This window comes from Microvirga pudoricolor (genome assembly GCF_016892705.1).
Taxonomy (GTDB): Bacteria; Pseudomonadota; Alphaproteobacteria; order Rhizobiales; family Beijerinckiaceae; genus Microvirga; species Microvirga pudoricolor.
Window position 1 is genome coordinate 152397 of the sequence record NZ_JAFEMB010000003.1, and the last position, 17414, is coordinate 169810.

11 protein-coding genes are annotated in these 17414 nt (G+C 69.1%); 2 read left to right on the top strand and 9 right to left on the bottom strand.

Annotated elements, in window-relative coordinates; all coding sequences use genetic code 11:
- Positions 1–24 precede the first annotated feature (24 nt).
- The 9 genes from ILT42_RS12405 to bcsN form a co-directional block, all read right to left on the bottom strand.
- Positions 25–1701, bottom strand: a complete 1677-nt coding sequence (locus tag ILT42_RS12405; RefSeq protein ID WP_204215927.1) for a methyl-accepting chemotaxis protein — start codon at positions 1699–1701, stop codon at positions 25–27.
- 1 nt (position 1702) lies between these two features.
- Positions 1703–2317, bottom strand: coding sequence for a chemotaxis protein CheW (locus ILT42_RS12410; protein ID WP_204215928.1), 615 nt, complete (start codon positions 2315–2317; stop codon positions 1703–1705).
- A 1-nt stretch (position 2318) separates the two neighbouring features.
- The gene (locus ILT42_RS12415) at positions 2319–3815 is read right to left on the bottom strand and encodes a CheR family methyltransferase (protein ID WP_204215929.1); all 1497 of its coding nucleotides are present in this window, start codon (positions 3813–3815) and stop codon (positions 2319–2321) included.
- Positions 3797–4294 carry a chemotaxis protein CheW gene (locus tag ILT42_RS12420; protein WP_204215930.1) on the bottom strand — a complete coding sequence of 166 codons (498 nt, stop codon included), beginning with the start codon at positions 4292–4294 and terminating at the stop codon, positions 3797–3799. The genes ILT42_RS12415 and ILT42_RS12420 overlap by 19 nt, the downstream gene beginning before the upstream one ends.
- Positions 4295–4388: 94 nt before the next feature.
- Positions 4389–7073, bottom strand: a complete 2685-nt coding sequence (locus tag ILT42_RS12425; RefSeq protein ID WP_204215931.1) for a tetratricopeptide repeat protein — start codon at positions 7071–7073, stop codon at positions 4389–4391.
- Positions 7064–8158 (bottom strand): glycosyl hydrolase family 8, encoded by a 1095-nt coding sequence (locus tag ILT42_RS12430; RefSeq protein WP_204215932.1) that lies wholly within the window; start codon positions 8156–8158, stop codon positions 7064–7066. The genes ILT42_RS12425 and ILT42_RS12430 overlap by 10 nt, the downstream gene beginning before the upstream one ends.
- On the bottom strand, positions 8155–10998 hold the full coding sequence (locus ILT42_RS12435) for a cellulose biosynthesis cyclic di-GMP-binding regulatory protein BcsB (protein ID WP_204215933.1): 2844 nt from the start codon (positions 10996–10998) through the stop codon (positions 8155–8157). Before ILT42_RS12435 ends, ILT42_RS12430 begins: the two co-directional genes overlap by 4 nt.
- Positions 10999–11008: 10 nt before the next feature.
- Positions 11009–13210, bottom strand: a complete 2202-nt coding sequence (gene bcsA / locus ILT42_RS12440) for a UDP-forming cellulose synthase catalytic subunit (protein WP_204215934.1) — start codon at positions 13208–13210, stop codon at positions 11009–11011.
- A gap of 230 nt (positions 13211–13440) precedes the next feature.
- Complete coding sequence (gene bcsN / locus ILT42_RS12445; RefSeq protein ID WP_204215935.1) at positions 13441–14415, bottom strand: cellulose biosynthesis protein BcsN; 975 nt, start codon at positions 14413–14415, stop codon at positions 13441–13443.
- 453 nt (positions 14416–14868) lie between these two features.
- Here bcsN and ILT42_RS12450 point away from each other — a divergent pair, with 453 nt between their 5' ends.
- Together ILT42_RS12450 and ILT42_RS12455 are read left to right on the top strand one after the other, a co-directional pair.
- A complete protein-coding gene (locus ILT42_RS12450; protein ID WP_204215936.1) occupies positions 14869–16068 on the top strand; it encodes a multidrug effflux MFS transporter in 1200 nt (399 codons plus the stop codon).
- A 146-nt stretch (positions 16069–16214) separates the two neighbouring features.
- The gene (locus ILT42_RS12455; RefSeq protein WP_204215937.1) at positions 16215–17414 is read left to right on the top strand and encodes an acyl-CoA dehydrogenase; all 1200 of its coding nucleotides are present in this window, start codon (positions 16215–16217) and stop codon (positions 17412–17414) included.

Genomic DNA, 17414 nt, shown 5'->3' on the forward strand with positions numbered 1-17414 from the left:
GATCGCGCCTCGACACCCGGGATCCTACAAGCGGTAGCGTTCGGCGATGGCCAGGAGCTGCTGGGACAGGTCCGACAGGTTGGCCGCAGCGGTGTCGAGCTGGCGCGTCCCGGCGGCGGTCTGCTGGCTGGCCTGGCGGATGTTCTGGAGCGCGCCCATCACCTGCTCGATGCCGAGCTGCTGCTGATTGGTGGAGGCCACGATCTGCTGGAAGGTCTGAACGCTTTCCTGCACGCGGCTGGAGATCTCCGTGATGGTCTGCTGCGTGGTGTCCGTGCGCTCCTTGCCGGCGGTGACGCGCTTGACGGCTTCCTCGGTGAGCATCACCGAGGAATTGATGCCGCGCTGGATGTCCCCCAGGATCGAACGAACCTGCGTGGTCGCGTCCTTGGCCTGGTCGGCCAGCACCTTCATCTCGGAGGCCACCACGGCGAAGCTGCGGCCGCTCTCGCCCGCCGCCGCGGCCTCGATGGCGGCATTGAGCGCCAGCAGGTGCGAGCGCTCGGAGATGTCGTTCACGGACGCGATGATCTCGCCCACGGCCTGGGTCTTCTCGCTCAGCGCCACGATGTTCTCGGCCACGGCCTCCGCCTGCTCGCGGATCGCGTCCATGGCCCGGGCGGTCTCGTCCACGGCGGTGAGACCCGCATGGCTGGTCTGGGCCGTGGCTTGGGCGGCGGCGATCACCTCCTGGGCCCGCTTGCCGATCTGCGCGCCCGCATGGGTGATCTCGTCCACCGTGGCTGCGGTCTCCTGGACGGCGGCGAGCTGCTCCTCCACGCTCGCGGCCTGCTCTTGGGTCGAGGCGCGGATCTCGGCCGCCGACGCGTTGAGGTTCTCGGTCGCCTCGCGGCTCTGGCGCGCGAGCTGGCGCAGGCCGTCCACCATGGTGTTGAGGGTGGTGCCGAGCTGTCCGATCTCGTCGCGGCCCGTGGCGGCGGTCTGGCCGCCGAGATCGCCCCGTCCCACCCGCTCCACGAAGGCCATGAAGGCGGAGAGCGGCGTCGCGATGGAGTTCCGGATCAGGTAGCTGATGATGAGGGCGATGAGCGCGAGGCCCACCAGCGCGATGATGATCGAGACGCGGCTGCTGTCGTAGATCTCGACCAAGCGCCTCTGCCCGATGCCGATCGCTTCCTCCAGCACCTTGTCGGCCTCGTCCAGGTTCCGGACCCAGTTGGCGCGGGCCTCCGTGAGGGCGCCCTCCGTCGCCAGGACGGTCGCCAGATCGTTGGCCTGAACCGCCGCGATCTGCCGCTCCGAGGCGGCGCGGATCTGGCGGTACTCGCCGTTCGCGTTCACGATGAGATCGGAGATGCGCCGCCAGGCATCCGCCCGCTGGCTGGTGACCGCCGACGAGCGCAGGTTCGTGATGTTCGTCGAAGCGTCGTTGAGGGCGGCCTCCGTGGAGGCGGCCTGGCGGGTCCAGGCCGCGATCGTGTTCTCGACGCCGGTCTGCGGCTGGCCGAGGGAGCGCAGGAGGAACCGGCTCACGATCTCCTCGCGGGTGGCGCGCATCTGGTTCTGCTGGTCGCGCACCCTCTCGACCGCCCGCATGATGCTCAGGTCGCGCTGCACGACGGTCTCGTTGCTCTGGCGGAAATCGTCGAGCTGGGTGAGGGCGTAGATGCCGAGCGCCACCATGAGCGCCACGATGAAGGCAAAGCCGAGGAGGATGCGGTTGGCGATCGAGATCGTCACGTTAGGCTCCGGAAGCAGGCGAAAGTGTCAGAAAGGGTTTGATGAGGCGATCCAGGTCCAGAAGGGCGATGACGCCCTCCCGTTCGGGGCCGTCGTCGTCCGTGCGGGCAAGGCCCGTGATGGCGTCCGTATGCGGTCCCGAGATGGGCTGGCCGGAGATGTCCTGACCGGCCATCGGCACGGCGTCGACGACGTCCTGGGCCCGTTCGACCCGCAGGGCCAGGCGGGGCTGCTCCCGGCGCAAGAGCAGGTAATGCCCGCCCTGTCCGGTCTCGCCCGAGCCGATGCCGAGCGCGAGGCCGAGATCGATGACGCTCACGAGGCGTCCGGCCTGCCCGAAATGGCCGATGAGCGCCGGATGGGCGGAGGCCGCCGGAACGCAGGCCCGATAGGGCAGCACCTCCTCGACCGCCTCGACCGGAACGCCGATCCGTTCCCGTCCGGCCTTGCAGACCACCACCCGGCGCCGTTCGACGGGAGCGTCTGCCGCGGCACGGTGGACCCGCGCCGCAAGGCTTTCCGTGCGCTCCTCCAGGATCAGCCGAAGCCGCTCCTCGGCCGAAAGAGCGGCCGCGCGGCCGATCAGCTTGATCTTGCGTCTGTGGGCTTTGGCCATGTCAGCCTTCCGCTCCGGCTGCCGCGACGGCATCGAGATGCACGCGCACGAGAGCCCTCACGTCGCCGGCCCGAACCCCGTCGCCCTCCGGCAGCACCTGGCCGTCGGCCAAGCCGGATGCCAGGCGCGCCGCATTGGCCAGGGACCGCTTGCCGGGAGCCTGCCGTCCGTTCGCGAGCAGGAGGAGACCGAGGTGATAATGGGCCATGATGAAGTTCTTATCGAGATAGATGGAGCGGCGAAAGGACTTCTCGGCATCAAGGTGAAGATCCATCGCCTGTGCCAGCAACCCATCGTAGAAGTGTAGCTCGGCGCTTACCGGATCGGCTTCGATCCCCAGGCCGCACAAGGCGCGCGCCTCCGCCACGTGCCCCGCATTGGCCTTGGCCCGCACCGCCTCCAGCACGGAGCCCGACCCTTTCGCAGCCGGAGGCGGCCTGACCGCGCCGGATGGAAGCCGGCTCGGGGGCGATCGAGGCGGGGGCTTGGCGGCCGCCGGCGCAGAGCGCGGGGGCTCCGCCGTCGCCTTCGGGATGATCGGCATCCAAACCGGCGGGGCCAGGGGCAGGAGTCCCGGCGAGACTGGAGGCGAGAGTTCCGGCGGCGGCGCCGCGCCCTCGGGCGGACGCCGGTAGGCCGCGGTGCCGGGGAGGCTGACGCTCTGCATCAGGCTCGCGAAGCTCGGGTTGGGCTCCGCATGCCCCAGCAGGAGCCAGCCGTCCGCCACGAGGCAGTCCCGCAGCGCTCCGACGATGCGAAGCACCGTGTCGGGGTGAAAATAGATCAGCACGTTCCGGCACAGGACCAGATCGAAATCGGTGAATTGCAGCGGCGACGTCCCGTCGAGCAGGCTGAGCAGGTTGTGCCGCTCGAACCGCACCAGGGAGCGGTATTCCGGCCGCAGCAGCCAGCGTCCCTCCGACTCCGCCGTGAAATAACGCGCCCGCTCGTCCGGCGGCATCGAGCGCAGGGCCCATTTGCCGAACCGACCCTGCCGCGCTGTCGCCAGGAAAGCCTCGTTGATGTCGGTTCCCAGGATGCTGATGCGCCAGCTCTCGCGCTCAGCGCCCAAGAGCTCGGTGAGCAGGATCGCCAGGGAATAGGGCTCCGCGCCCGTGGAGCATCCGGCGCTCCAGATGCGGATGCGGCGCTCCTCGCGGTTGCGGGCGATGAGGTCGGGCAGGATGGTCCGCCGCAGGGCCGTGAATTGCTCGACGTAGCGAAAGAAGAACGTCTCGCCGATGGTGATCTCGGTTTCGAGGAGGCTCCATTCCCCGTCGCCCCGCGCCTCGTCGGCGAGCCGCTCCAGATAGCCCGCGCAATCCCGGGCGTTCGTGGCGTGGATGCGCCGACGCACCCGGTCCCACAGGACGTCGTCCTTGTCCTGGTAGTAGAAATGACCCGTCCGCTCGATGATCAGCGCCTTCAGCCGGGGGAAGGAGGCATCGAGACGGAAATCCGGCGTCGGCGCGCGCGCCATCAGGCGTCGGTGGCCCATTCGCCGAGCCGTTCCTGGGCCCTGCCGCTCAGGTCCGCGAGGCTCTGGCGCTCCTCGGCGAGCAGGATGCGCTCGAGGGACAGGAGGTGCACCAGGGCGCCGCTATGCTCGATCTCGGCCTCGATGCAGCCGTTGAGGGTGTCGGAGGCCGGGACGGGCGAGAGGCGAGCCTCGTCGACGGTCACGAGGTCGATGACCCGGTCGACCAGGAAGGCGGCCGGCCCCGACCCGCCGAGCCGGTCGATGAGCATGAGATGGCGGTAGGCCTCGGCTTCCTTGGTGAGGCCCGGCGCCTCCAGGCCGAACAGGGTGGCGAGCGTGACGACCGGAACGGCCTGGCCGCCGAGGTTGAAGAACCCGGCGACGGACCGGGGAAGGGCGGGCGGACGCCACAGATGGGGCATGGGCAGGAGCTCGCGCACCTCCTGGCGGCGGAGCGCGCAACCCACACCGCCGACCTCGAACAATAGGATCTGCAAACCCGCCGCCCGTCGCTGCCTGAACCGAGGCGGTATATTGGGCAGGCGCGCCCCGAGCGCAACCGTCCCGCCCCCGCAAAGCCGCCGGGACGGATCAGAACTGGCGGCTCGGGCGAATCGCCTCCTGGACCACGTTGAGGCCGGCGGCGGCGTCCTCGGAATAGCCCGTGCGCTGGACGGCCTGGAACACCTTGAGGGCGTCGTTGTACCGGCCGAGCTTGTAGTAGGCATAGCCGCGGATGATCATCAGGTCGTTCTGCTCCGGAACGATCCGGGCGCGCTCGCCCAGGGCGAGGAGCGCCTCGGTGTAGCGTCCGTCGCGATAGGCCGCCAGCGCGCGCTGGGACAGGATGGTGGCCTGCAGCTCCGTGCGGCGCTGGGGAGCCTGCGGGGCTTCCGCGGCCGCGATGGCGGCTTCCTTGGTCAGGTCCTTGCGCAGATACGCCAGCGTCTTGCCGTAGGCGGCTTCCTGCTTGGTGCTGGCGTTGCCGCGCTTGATGGCCTGATCGAAGGCCGTGACCGCCTCCATGGGGCGGTTGAGCTCCATGAGGCACCAGCCCAGGGACAGGGCGCTCGCCGCCGGCAGGGTATAGGCATTGCCGGACGCGCACGATTGACGTCCGCCCCCGCCCCCGGTGCCACCACCCCCACCGCCGCCGGCGGAAGGGGCCGGGCGCGCCGTGGTGACCGTTGCGACCGCGCGGGGCCGTTCGACCTGGATCTCCTCGACGGCCTCGTAGCTGCGCTGGCGCGTGACGGGCGGGGCCGGCTCCACGGGCGAGGCGTAGTCGGCGGTCGCGCGGGCGGAGGCCGGCTGGCGGTTGTCGTAGTTGAGGCGCGTGTCGGTGGTTTGGCGGGTCGTCGTGACGGCTTGCCGGCTGTCCATCGGGGCGCCGTTCATCGAAGCACCGGCCATGGGGGCGCTGCTCATGGGGGCGCTGCTCATGGGGGCGCCGGTCATGGGGGCCCCGGTCATGGCGCCGTTTGCGGGGATCGACGAGCGCTGGTCGACCGGACGGGCGTCGGTCTGGGGCTGGCGCGGGTCGTAGCCCTGCCGCGGGTCGTAGCCCCCGCGCGAGCTGACCGGCGCGCTCTGGGTTTGGGCCGGCGGCGGATTCGCGACCGCGGTTCGCGGGTTGAGCGGGCCGCCGCTCGTCAGCGGCCCCGTGGGCGTCAGGTCCGTGGTCGAGGCCGCGCGGTCATAGATGCCGTCGGCGAGGTCGGCGATGCGCTGCGAGCGGGTGCGCCACTCGTTGGCGACGCCGTTGAAGGCGTTCCGGTTGTTGAGCCGCAGCAGCGACAGCGCGAGGCCATAGGCCGAGGGCTCGTCGTCGGGCTTCCAGTCGAGGGCCTTGTCGAACCAGCCGCGGGCCGTGGCGAACTGGCCCGTGTTGTACGAGTACCAACCCAGCGCCTGGGCGCCGTTGTAGAACTGATCGCGGGTGATCACCGGCACGGCGCTGGAGAGAACGCGAGGGTCCAGGCGCAGGGGCGGGTCCTGGGTCAGGGTCGCGACGAAGATGTCCTTGTAGGCGCTCAGGTTCTCGGGCGACCGGTCCCGCCATTCATAGGCGAGGTTCTCGGCCTCGAGGAAGCGGTTGAGCGCCCGCAGGGTCAGGGCCAGGCCCTCGGCGGCCTTCTGCTCAGGGGTGCGGTCGAAGGCGGTCTGGAACCACTGGCGCGCCTTCTCGGGCTCGTTGTGATGATAATAGTACCAGCCCAGCACCAGGGCGGCGCCGGAATCCGTGGATTCCTGGGCCAGGGTCTCGACCGCCGCGAGGTCCTCGGCGGAGGCCGTCTGCTTGCTGTCGCTGGAGGCCCGGTCGACCCGGCGCAGGGCGAGCTGGTCGCGGATCTCGCTGAAATCGTCCTGGTCCGTGCCCGTCTTGCGCTCGTAGCGGAGCAGGTCGGCGATCTGCTGCTCCGGCAGGAGCGGCAGGGCCTTCTGGAGCGTGGCGAGCCGCTCGGCCGGGTTGGCGCAATTGGTCAGGATGTAGGTGTAGACGTCCCGGGTGCGGGCCGCCTGGTTGGTCTTCGCGAACGCCTCGGCGACCCGCCAGAGCGAATCGATGTTGGCGCAGGTGAGCAGGGACGGGGTCTGCGTCGCGGTGTCGAGAACCGTGCGCCACTGGCCGTTGTCGGAGGCGTTCACGAGGCGCGTCCGCGCCTCGGCGGTATCCAGGGCCGTGGCGAGGTCCTGCGGCAGGCGGAATTGCGGGTCGCGCGCGGTGCGTTCCGCCACGGCCGCGCGGGCCTCGGCGATGCGTCCTTCCGAGAACAGGGACCAGAACCGGTCGATGTCCGGATCGGGCGGCGGCCCGGCCACGATGGGTGCGGACAGCTGGTTCAGGTCCGTGGGCGGCGACCAGTTGGGGTAGAGCGCCCGGAGCCGCGCGATCTCGGCGTCGAGCCTGCGGGTATCGCCCTGGGAGGCGAAGTAGCGCAAGGCCGATTCGTCGACCTGGGGTTGAGGCGGGGAGGGCGGCTGGCTCTGGGGGGCGGACTGGCCCGGCGCCTGGGCCTGATTCGACGGCGGCTGGCCCGTCTGCTGTCCCTGGGCCTGGGGCGGGAAGGCCTGTGGGGGCTGCGCCGGAGGCGGCAGGTTCTGCGGGGCGGGCGCGCTCTGCGGCGAGATCGAGCCGGAGGGCGGCGTCGGCGTGGACGGAAGCGGGGCAGGCGCCTGCCTCTGGTCGGAAGAGCTTCCGCCAAATTGCTGGGCGATGGCGGAGAACGCCACGCCTGCGATGACTATCGCTGTGATGCCACGGCCTAGAGGCATTGAGGGTATTTTTCGCCTATCAACGACATCGAGAGCAGGTACAGGGTGGACGGATAGTAGAGGTTAGGCTCGAAGGTCTTCAAGTCGTCCGGCACCCGGGATTGATCGAGTGCACAGGCCAGCGTCGCCGACAGGGCCCGGTAGCCCTGATCGGTCAGGCGCTCCCGGATCTGCCCCGTCAGGACGTTGACGACCGCAACACCCTCGTTCCCGAGCCATCTCTGCTTGATCGTCTTCAGCCACTCCACATCCGTCATGCCCGCCCTCAAGAGGTAAAGCGGTATCCTTAACGAGTTGTAACCAAACTCGGGCGGGAAGCCGTCGGCGGGCCGATATTGCGTTCTGTCGCGGATGGAGAGCCAATCCGGCGGCAGGCGCATCTTGGATGCGTTCACCTGCTGGAGGATGGACAGGCCCTCCCGCCACAGACCGTTCCAATCGTATTCGGGCGCGAGCTGGGCCAGCGTCGGAATGGCCTCGAAGATCCAGTAGGACAGGTTGACCACCGGCCCGTCCGGGCGGTCGTTGGGGCCGAAGCCCTGGGAGGCCGGCAGCAGGATGGAGCGGCCCGTGGTCTTGCTGATGCCGGTGCGGCCCAGGGCGCGGGCGATGCGCTGCGCCATGATGGTGTAGCGCTGCTCCTTCCAGGCCACCCCCGCCTTGGCGAGCGCGTAGGCGATCAGGATGTCGCCGTCGGTGGCGTTGTTGCGGTCGGTGACCTTCGGGGTCGAGGCCGGATCCCATTTCCAGACCGCGAGCCCGTCGTCGCGGATCAGGAACTCCGTATAGGTGAACGTCCAGATCTGCTCGAAGGCGGCGCGGTCACCCGCCGCGAAGGCCAGCATGAGGCCGTAGCCCTGGCCTTCGCTGTGGCTGATGTTGCCGTTGGCGTTGTCGATGACCCGGCCGGTGCCTTCCACGAAACGGGATTTGTAGGCCTGCCAGTTCTCGGGCGAGACCGTCCCTTCCAGGCGCCGGGTCTCCGGGTTGGCGGCGTGGGCCGTCGTGCCCGGCCCGCCCCAGAGGAGGGCCGAGACGAGGAGCGCCGCGAGTGTCCCGATCCGTGCCTTGCGGCGTCCCATCATGATCTGCGTCCCAGGCGGTTGAGGAGGAAATAGGTGGCCGCGCCCAGGACGATGCAGCAGGCGACGAGCAGGGCGGCGTATTGGAGGATGTTGATCGACATCCAGTTGGCGATCACGAGGCGCATGTTCTGGAACGAGAAGGGCTCCGTCTGCACGAACATGAAGGAGCGCACCGGCTGCACCTCGGGCTGTTCCTGGTCGGGGCTCAAGGTGACGATCCGCCCGGACACCAGGGGCCACAGAACCGGGTCCGTCAGCCGCGCCGTCTCGTCCGCGAGGGATTCCTCCGTGCGGGCGGTCAGAACCGTCCAGGTCCCGTCCGCAACCGAGCTGCCCTGGGCGAGCAGGAGGGTCGAGCGCGGCGAGGGCTCGTAGGCGGTCTCCGGGGCGGCCCCGAAGGACAGGGTGGAGACCGAGAGGCTGAAGGTGCGCTCGATCCAGCCCTTCACGGATTCGAGCTTGGTCTGCAGGAAGCTGCGGCGGGAGAGCGATTCGTCCCAGCGGCGCCGGATGTCGTCCGTGGAGGCTTCCCCGTTCTGCTCCGCGAAGGCCTGCTCGACCCCTTCCAGGTCGTTGCCTTCCACGGGGGTGGCCGCGGCGATGGGCGCGTTGGCCTTCGTGGGGAACGGCGACGTCTGCCACACGGTCTTCGTCCGCTCCGACACGCCGACCCGGTTCAGCATCCCGGCGGAGAGCTGATCGATGGCCCCGATGAACACCGTGGATGGATCGCCCAGGGTGGCCGCGTTGGCGAACTGGGCCCGCACGGGCTCGCCCGAATCCCGCGCCAGGCGGGCCAGCATGGTGCCGGCCGCGGAGTACAGGGTCGCGTTCTGCCGCGCCAGCACGACGGTGGCGGGCGCCGGTCCGAGGGGGAAGCCCGCGGCGCTCATCTCGGCGAGATCCGGCAGGCGGCCGATGCGGCCGAAATTCGGAAGCGTCAGGGTGGTCGAATCGAACAGCACGAAGCGGCTCGTCTCCGAGAGGGTGCCGCCCGGCGGGCAGCGCTCGTCCGCGTCGGTGAGAAGCACCGCCTCGAAGGAGATGTAGTTGATGCCGGGCCGGAAGTTGCGCATCGGGATGCGGATCGGGTGCCGCCGGAAGATCTCGCCCCGCGAGGTGATCCGCATGGTCGAGCTGATGCGGTCGTTCACGTACAGGTCGATATGGCTGCCCGGCCGCACGGCGGGCGTATGGGCGGCATCGAGATAGAGCGTCGCCTCGCCGTAGAAGTTGGCGTAGAAATCCGCCGGGAGATCGATGGCGAAGCGGATCCGGAAGCGCCGGCCGGAGAACTCCTGGGTGGGCACGCCCATGTCGCCGAACCGGACCGAGCGCGCGCCGTTGAAGGCGGGCGCATCGGGCCACATCCACGAGGCCGTGTCGACGGAATTGCGCTCGGCGGGCCGGTTGGCCAGCATGGAGGCCGCCACGATGTTCACGGCGGTGTCGAGGTCGCCCCAGGTGGGTCCAGAGACGATGAGGGCCGGGGTGCCGCCGTCCTGGGTCACGAGGGCCAGGGCCTGGATGGCGGCGGCCTCGGGCGGCGACGGCATGATGCTCCGCAATTCGCCTGCGAGGCCGAAATAGACCTTGATGGTTCCGGCCGGGGCCGGGCCGGGATCGGCCTCGAACACCTTCACGACGGGATGCGCGTAGCGCCCGCGCAGGGCCACCATCTGGACGAGGCGCATGATGCGGTCGCGCATCTCGGGCCGGTAGACCCGGGGGGCGATGACCCGGATCGTGGTCACGCCGGCGGTGTCGAGGCCCACGGCGGGCAGGTCGTCGAGGCCGCGCAAGGCGCGCTGGGTCCCGTCGCCGAAGATCAGGCTGGTGGCGGCCGCGTCGAGCTGGGTCCAGAGCTCGTAGGTCGCCCGCACGGTGCAATCCGTGCGATGGCGCTGGACCGCCTCCATGCGAACGGTGTTCTGGCCCACCCGCAGCAGCCCGGCGCGGATCGGCAGGGTCACGCGGCGGACATCCTGGGAGGACGCGATGGGCACGTCCATCACGATCTCGCCGTTGATGGCCACCCGCAGGCGGGACACCTCCGGCATCACCACGATGGCGTTCTGGTAGCCTACGGACAGGCTCACGCTGCCGGTGGCCTCGTCCTGGGTCAGGAACACGGCCCAGGAGCGCGAATCGACCTCGCCCTCGAGGCGCACGTCGTCGATCGGCAGGATGGGGCGCTCGTTGCGGACGATGCCCCGCGCCGCGTTCTGGCCGGCCTGCGGGAAGGCTCCGGGCACCCCGACGGCGGGCGCCGGACGGGGCGGCGCCCCGTAGGCGGGCGGCTGGGAGTAAGGCTGGGCGGGGAATTGGGCAGCGGGCTGGGAATACGGCTGCGGGTAGGGCTGGGCGGAGGGTTGGCCAGCCGAAGGGGCCGTGGGCCGGGGGGCCGCGAGGCCGGGATTGTAGGGCTGTGCGGCCGGGGGCCGGGCGGGCTGCGCCGTCCCGCCCATCGAGAACGGGTTGGACGCGGGGGGCTGTGCGGAGGGGGGCGCGGAGGGGCGCGCGGAGGGCGGCGCGGCCTGCTGCTGCGGCGGGCTCACCGGGAACGGGGCCGTGCCCCGGGGGCTGCCGGGATTGGCCGGGGGGCTCCCGGGCGGCGGGCCCATGTTGAAGGGCGAGGCGGCCGGGGCCTGCGCGGGCTGGGGCGCCGTTCCGGGCGAGCCCTGGACCGAGAAGGGTTGGGCCGGAGCCGCCTGGGGGGCCGATTGGCCGGGCGACATGGTGAATGGCGAGGTCTGCGCGAGCGCGAGCGTCGCCCCGATGAGCGGCGCGAGAGCCAGGAGGCCGATCACGCGGGAGCGGCGGAGCAGGGGAGCGCGCACGGTCAGGCCCCTACTTTGCCAGCGCGGCCGGCGCGGGCGCCGGGGGCGGGTTCGAGACGCCGACCTTCTGTAGGCCGAACAGGTAGGCCAGGCCGCGGCCGGTCTGGTAGAGCGCCACCGCCAGGAACCAGAGGGTGCCGCGCAGGACGCCGATATCCTGGTGCCGCCGCTTCTGGAAGCTGCTCCACTGGTCGGCATTGGCGAAGACGAGGTCGGCGATGAGCTGGTGGTGCACCGGCGTCTCGGTCATGAACCGGCAGCCGATGAGGATGCCCTTCTCATCCATGCCCATCTTGCGCACGTCCACCGTCAGGCTGTTGGACGGGATGTTGTCGGCGTAGGGCTTGAACTCCAGGCTCCCGATGGCGCCCTTCTTGAGGCCCGGCAGGGAGGACGAGTGAAGCCGCAGGCTCGCGCCGCCCACCGACACGTCCTCGATCATGCCGTTGACGGTGACGCCGTCCATCACGAACTGGCAGGGGCGCTGCGACAGGACCCGGTGGCTTTGGCGCCGGGCGGCCCGCTCGGACACGACGCCCAGCGCGCAGCCCGCGATGAGCAGGTTGAGCAGGTTCCAGCCGCCCGTCACGAGGGCGACGTCGGCCTTGTAGGGCTCGGCCCAGATCCGCACGCCCGTGGCGACGACGCCCAGCAGCAGGATGCCGAAGATGATGAAGAACGGCGCGCCGAGTTCGGAGATGCGGCTCTGGCTCAGGTTCTCGTTCTTGGCCGTCACCTTGAAGGTCGGCTTGCTCGGGTTGGCGATCACCGACAGGATGGCGGGCAGGAGATACACGGTCTGGATGAACTCGTAGAGGTCCGAGATCCACGGCCAGCGGTAGCGGCCGTAGAGGTAGTTCTGCATCATGAAGTTCACGAGCATGTAGGTGGACGTATAGGCCAGGAACTCTCCGCCCGACGCCGTGAAGATTTCCAGCGAGAAGAACAGGTAGCACAGGGGCGAGAGCAGGAAGCAGGCGCGCGTGAACGGGAAGAGCCAGAACAGCACGCTCGACATGTAGCACAGGCGCTGCGGCAGCTTCAGGCCGCGCTTCAGGGGCGGCATGCGGTAGCGCATGATCTGGATCATGCCCTGGGCCCAGCGGGAGCGCTGGCCGATGAAGCTCGCGAAGCTGTCCGGCTGGAGGCCCGCGATCAGGGGCTTGTCCACATAGAGGCTGCGCCAGCCGCGGGAATGGAGCTCCAGCGCCGTCTCGCAATCCTCCGTGATGCTCTTGCCGCTGAACCCGTCGGTTTCCAGCAGGGCCTCGCGGCGCAGAACGGCGGCGGAGCCGCAGAAGAAGGACGCGTCCCACTTGTCCAGGCCGCGCTGGATGATGCCGTAGAACATCTCGTTCTCGGACGGCATGGTCTGGAAGGTGCCGAGGTTGCGCTCGACCGGATCCGGATTGATGAAGAAGTGGGGCGTCTGGACCAGGAAGAGGCGCTTGTCGAGGCCGAAATAGCCCACCGTCTCCTTCAGGAAGGAGCGGGCCGGGGCGTGGTCGGCGTCGAACACCACCACGAGGTCTCCGGTGGAGTTTTCCAGGCCGTTATTGAGGTTGCCGGCCTTGGCGTGGAGGTTACGGGCGCGGGTCAGGTACTTGCAGTCCAGCGCGTGGCACAATTCGGTCAGCTCGACGCGCCGCGCCCGGGCGGCCTCGGCCGACTTGGCATTGGTCGATTCGCATTTCTCGTCGGTGCCGCCGTCGTCCAGAAGCCAGACCGTGAACTTTTCCTTGGGGTAGTCCATGGCCCGTGCGGCCGCGAGCGTCGTGGCGAGCAGGTCCGCGTCCTCGTTGTAGGTCGGCACGTACACGTCCACGGAGGGTAGGTCGTTCGGGTCCAGCGGCGGCGGCTTGCGGGGCGGAAGCGGGCTCGACACCACGAACAAGCTCAGGAACAGCATCATGACGCTGTACATCTCGGCGAGATAAAGCAGGAAGGCCGGGATGTAGTTGCCGATCTCCGTGATCGGCGGAAGCGTGCTCGTCGAGCGCCAGAAGACGTAGCGCAGCACGATGGCGGTGCCGAGCGCCAGGGCGATCTGCCGCCACACGCCCTCGGCCCGGAAGAACTTCAGGATGATCATGATGGACACAACCACGAGGCCCGCCACGAGGTGGGCCTGAAGGCTGATCGGCAGGGCGATCAGGAGAACGACGATCGCAGATGCTGCGGCCCAGAAGGCCACAATGATACTCTGTCTCATCGTCCCTCGTTCTCGATCGTGCTTCCTGAGCGGAAGGCGGTACAGGGGTTCTAGCGCAAGGGAGCCGGCCGGGGCCAGTTGCGGCCAAGGTTAAGACGCGGCTTCCCTCGAACATGGTGAACCGGGGATATCTTAACTTTTGCTATTCGCAGAACGGCGTTTCCGCAAGATTTTCCTTGTCGCAAGGCCCTCATGAAGGCCCTCGTGGGAAGGCTCTCATGGGGAAGCTTTCACGGCGGTGGCGGGGGCACCACCGGATAGCCGGCCGCCGGAGCGCTGGACACCGGAGGGGCGGCCGGGCGCGTCACCGTGGTCCGCCGGACCGTGGTGGTGCGCCGGACGGCGGGGGTCCGGACGGTGGCCGCGGTGACGGTCGTCTGGGCCTGAGCCTGGGGCAGGACGCGGGGCGGCACCACGGCGTCCGGATTGGCGGAGCCCAGCGGGTAGATGGGCGCGTCGATCTGGCCGAGCTGAGGCGAGGGCGGCGGCGGGGTCCCGTAGGGGTTCCAGCTGTCGGACTTGAAATAGGCCGAGATCGAATAACCGTACATGACCCGCAGGAGCTGCTCCTCGGTGGCGTTGGCCTGGCAGACCCGCATGCGCACCGACACGGTGCCGCTCGTCATGAAGATCGCGTTCTCGGTCGGCTCGATCTGCTGCCAGGCATAGAGGCACAGGTCCCCGGCGCCCGACCGGCCCACCGCGTAGCCGAAGGGGCCGTACTTGTTCTGAACGAAATAATTCGAGGTCTGCATGTTGATGCCGGGCAGGCGCTCGTTGATCTCGTTGTAGATGTCGAGGGGGTCGAGGCGCCCGATGGACAGCGAATCGTCGTTCTCGGTGAGCGCCCGCGGGTCGTTGACGAGGCGGATCCAGAACGTGTTCTGGCCCCGTCCCTCGGCGGCGGTCGACAGGGCGATTTCCTGGGAGACGCCGTTCAGGTAGCGCCGCTCCAGCACCGACACCACGCCGGGACCGCCGGGGGGCGGCACCATGATGGCCCGGGTCGCCGGGACCTCGTTCATGAGGGTGGTGAATTCCAGGTCCGAGCGCATGGAGCAGCCCGCGGCCGCCAGGAAGCTCGCCATGAGGCCCGCCACGACCGGGACGCGCCGCCACAGGCTCCCCGGCCGGGGCGAGCGCGGCGCCGGGCCTGCTCCTCGCGGGGCAGTCTCGGGGCGGGGGCTACGCGGGAGGTTCAGCATGTGGGCAGGCGACTCGATCAACTGAGGGACTGCCGGTGGCCCGGCAGGCGGGTGGCGGAGCCGGTTCCAGGAGAGCTGGGGGCCGATCCGATGACCTAACGAGAGATGACCAAACATGGTTAAGGAAGCATGAAGAGCGGCGGGATTTTCCTTAACAACCTCCCGATGCAATCCTAGGGCGCAGAGTTTCGGGCCGATATTAACGATAAGTCTTAGCTTGACGGCAGGGGGCCGGGCGCTAGGAGCTGCCGTCGCCCCGTCGATTCCCGCCTTGACCTGTGCAGGGCAAGGCATATGGTGCGGGCTCGTGCCGGGTGCCGCGCCGCCGTCACGCCGGTCCGCTTCAAGCCACCTTTCCATTTTCGCCTTCGGTCCGGCGCCGCCGGAGCGGGGCTTCGTCTCTTTCGCCCCTCCTTCGCCGCTCGCGAAGGCGGGTCTCGGATTTTCATTCCCATGGCCCCGTCCGCCCGTTCGACCTTCCTGCGCAACGCCCTCGTGCTCGGCATGCTGTCCGCCGTGGGGCCGTTCGCCATCGACATGTATCTGCCGGCCTTTCCGGCCATCGCCCGCGACCTGAACGTGGACGTGAGCGCGGTCCAGATGAGCCTGACGAGCTTCTTCGGCGCCGTCGCGCTGTGCCAGATCATCTACGGCCCCCTGTCCGATCGGTTCGGCCGCAAGCCGCCGCTCTACGTGGGGCTTTCCCTGTTCATCCTCGGCGGCATCGGGTGCAGCCTCGCCCGCAGCGCCGAGGCTCTCATCGCGTTCCGGTTCCTCCAGGGCGTGGGCGCCTGCGCCAGCATGGTGATCCCTCGCGCGGTCATCCGCGACCTCCATACGGGCCCCGAGGCCGCCAAGCTCATGGCCACCACCATGCTGGTCTTCAGCGTGTCGCCGCTTCTCGCGCCGCTCGCCGGGAGCGCGCTCACGGAGTTCTTCTCCTGGCGGATCATCTTCGACGTGATCGCGGCGATCGGGGTGGCGGGGCTTCTCGTCGTGGCGCTCCTCCTGCCGGAAACCCACGGGGCCGATCCGAGCCGGCGCGGGATCGGGCACGTCTTCACGACCTATAAGGGCCTCCTGAGGGACCGGCATTTCCTGGGGCTCACCTTCATCGGCGGCCTCAGCCAGGCGAGCTTCTTCTCCTACCTGGCGGGCTCGTCCGTGATCTTCATCGAGCATTTCGGCCTCACGCCCTCGCGCTACAGCCTCGTCTTCGCCTCGAACGCCATGGCGTTCATCGGCGCGGCGCAGTTCAACAGCCTGCTCATGCGCCGCTTTGGGGCCGAGGCGGTGGTGCGCCGGGCCATCATGGGCTTCGCGATCCTCACCACGGCGCTCCTGGTTCTGACCCTTGCCGGGGTCGACAACGCCTGGGTGCTGTGGGGAATGCTGTTCGTGTCCTTCGGGTGCCTCGGCCTCGTGATCCCGTCGACCACGGTGCTGGCCCTTGAGAACCACGGGCCGGTCGCCGGAACGGCCTCCTCGCTCATGGGCACGCTGCAGCTCACCACGGGCGCCCTCATGATCGTGGCCGTGAGCGCCTTCGGGACGGGCGGGCCCCTGTCCATGGTGGCCGCCATCGCGTTCTGCGGCATCACGGCCTTCACGTTGAGCCGCCTGACCCTCAAGCCGGTGCGCGCCTATCCGTGAGGTGTTGCCTCATCGCCTTGCCTCATTCCGAAGGCGCATAACCTGCTGCGAAGTTGTCGCTTTACTTCCCGGCCGCATGGGGCGAGGGTCCGGCCCAATCGACCCATCCGCGCGGCCTCCGGGCCCGGCATCATGAGGACAGCGCCATGGCAGGCTTTCAGAAGGACCTTGCGAAGATCCAGTGGGACGATCCGCTCCTGCTCGACGACCTCCTGACCGACGACGAACGCATGATCCGCGACACGGCCCGCGCCTACGCGCAGGACAAGCTGCTGCCGCGGGTCATCGAGGCCTATCGCGAGGAGAAGACCGACCGCTCCATCTTCAACGAGATGGGCGAGCTCGGGCTTCTGGGCGTGACGCTTCCGGAGGAATACGGCTGCGCGGGCGCGTCCTACGTGGCCTACGGGCTCGTCGCCCGCGAGGTCGAGCGCGTCGATTCCGGCTACCGCTCCATGATGAGCGTGCAATCCTCCCTCGTCATGTACCCGATCTACGCCTACGGGTCGGAGGAGCAGCGCAAGAAGTACCTGCCCAAGCTCGCGTCCGGCGAGTTCGTGGGCTGCTTCGGCCTCACCGAGCCCGACGCGGGCTCCGACCCCGCCGGCATGAAGACCCGGGCCGAGAAGACCGACGGCGGCTACCGCCTGCATGGGTCCAAGACCTGGATCTCCAACTCGCCCATCGCCGACGTGTTCGTGGTCTGGGCGAAGTCGGCCGCCCACAACAACGAGATTCGCGGCTTCGTGCTGGAAAAGGGCATGAAGGGCCTGTCCGCCCCCAAGATCGGCGGCAAGCTCAGCTTGCGCGCCTCCATCACGGGCGAGATCGTCATGGACGGCGTCGAGGTCGGCGAGGACGCGCTCCTGCCGAACGTGTCGGGCCTCAAAGGCCCGTTCGGCTGCCTCAACCGGGCCCGCTACGGCATCTCCTGGGGCTCCATGGGGGCTGCGGAGGATTGCTGGCACCGGGCGCGCAACTACACCCTGGAGCGCAAGCAGTTCAACCGCCCGCTCGCCCAGACGCAGCTGGTGCAGAAGAAGCTCGCCGACATGATGACCGAGATCACGCTCGGCCTGCACGCTAGCCTTCGCGTCGGCCGCCTGTTCGACGAGGGCCGCATGGCGCCGGAGATGATCTCGCTGGTCAAGCGCAACAATTGCGGCAAGGCGCTCGACATCGCCCGCCAGGCCCGCGACATGCACGGCGGAAACGGCATCCAGGAAGAGTACCACGTGATGCGCCACGCCCAGAACCTGGAGACCGTGAACACCTACGAGGGCACCCACGACGTGCACGCCCTGATCCTGGGCCGCGCCATCACGGGCCTGCAGGCGTTCTACTGA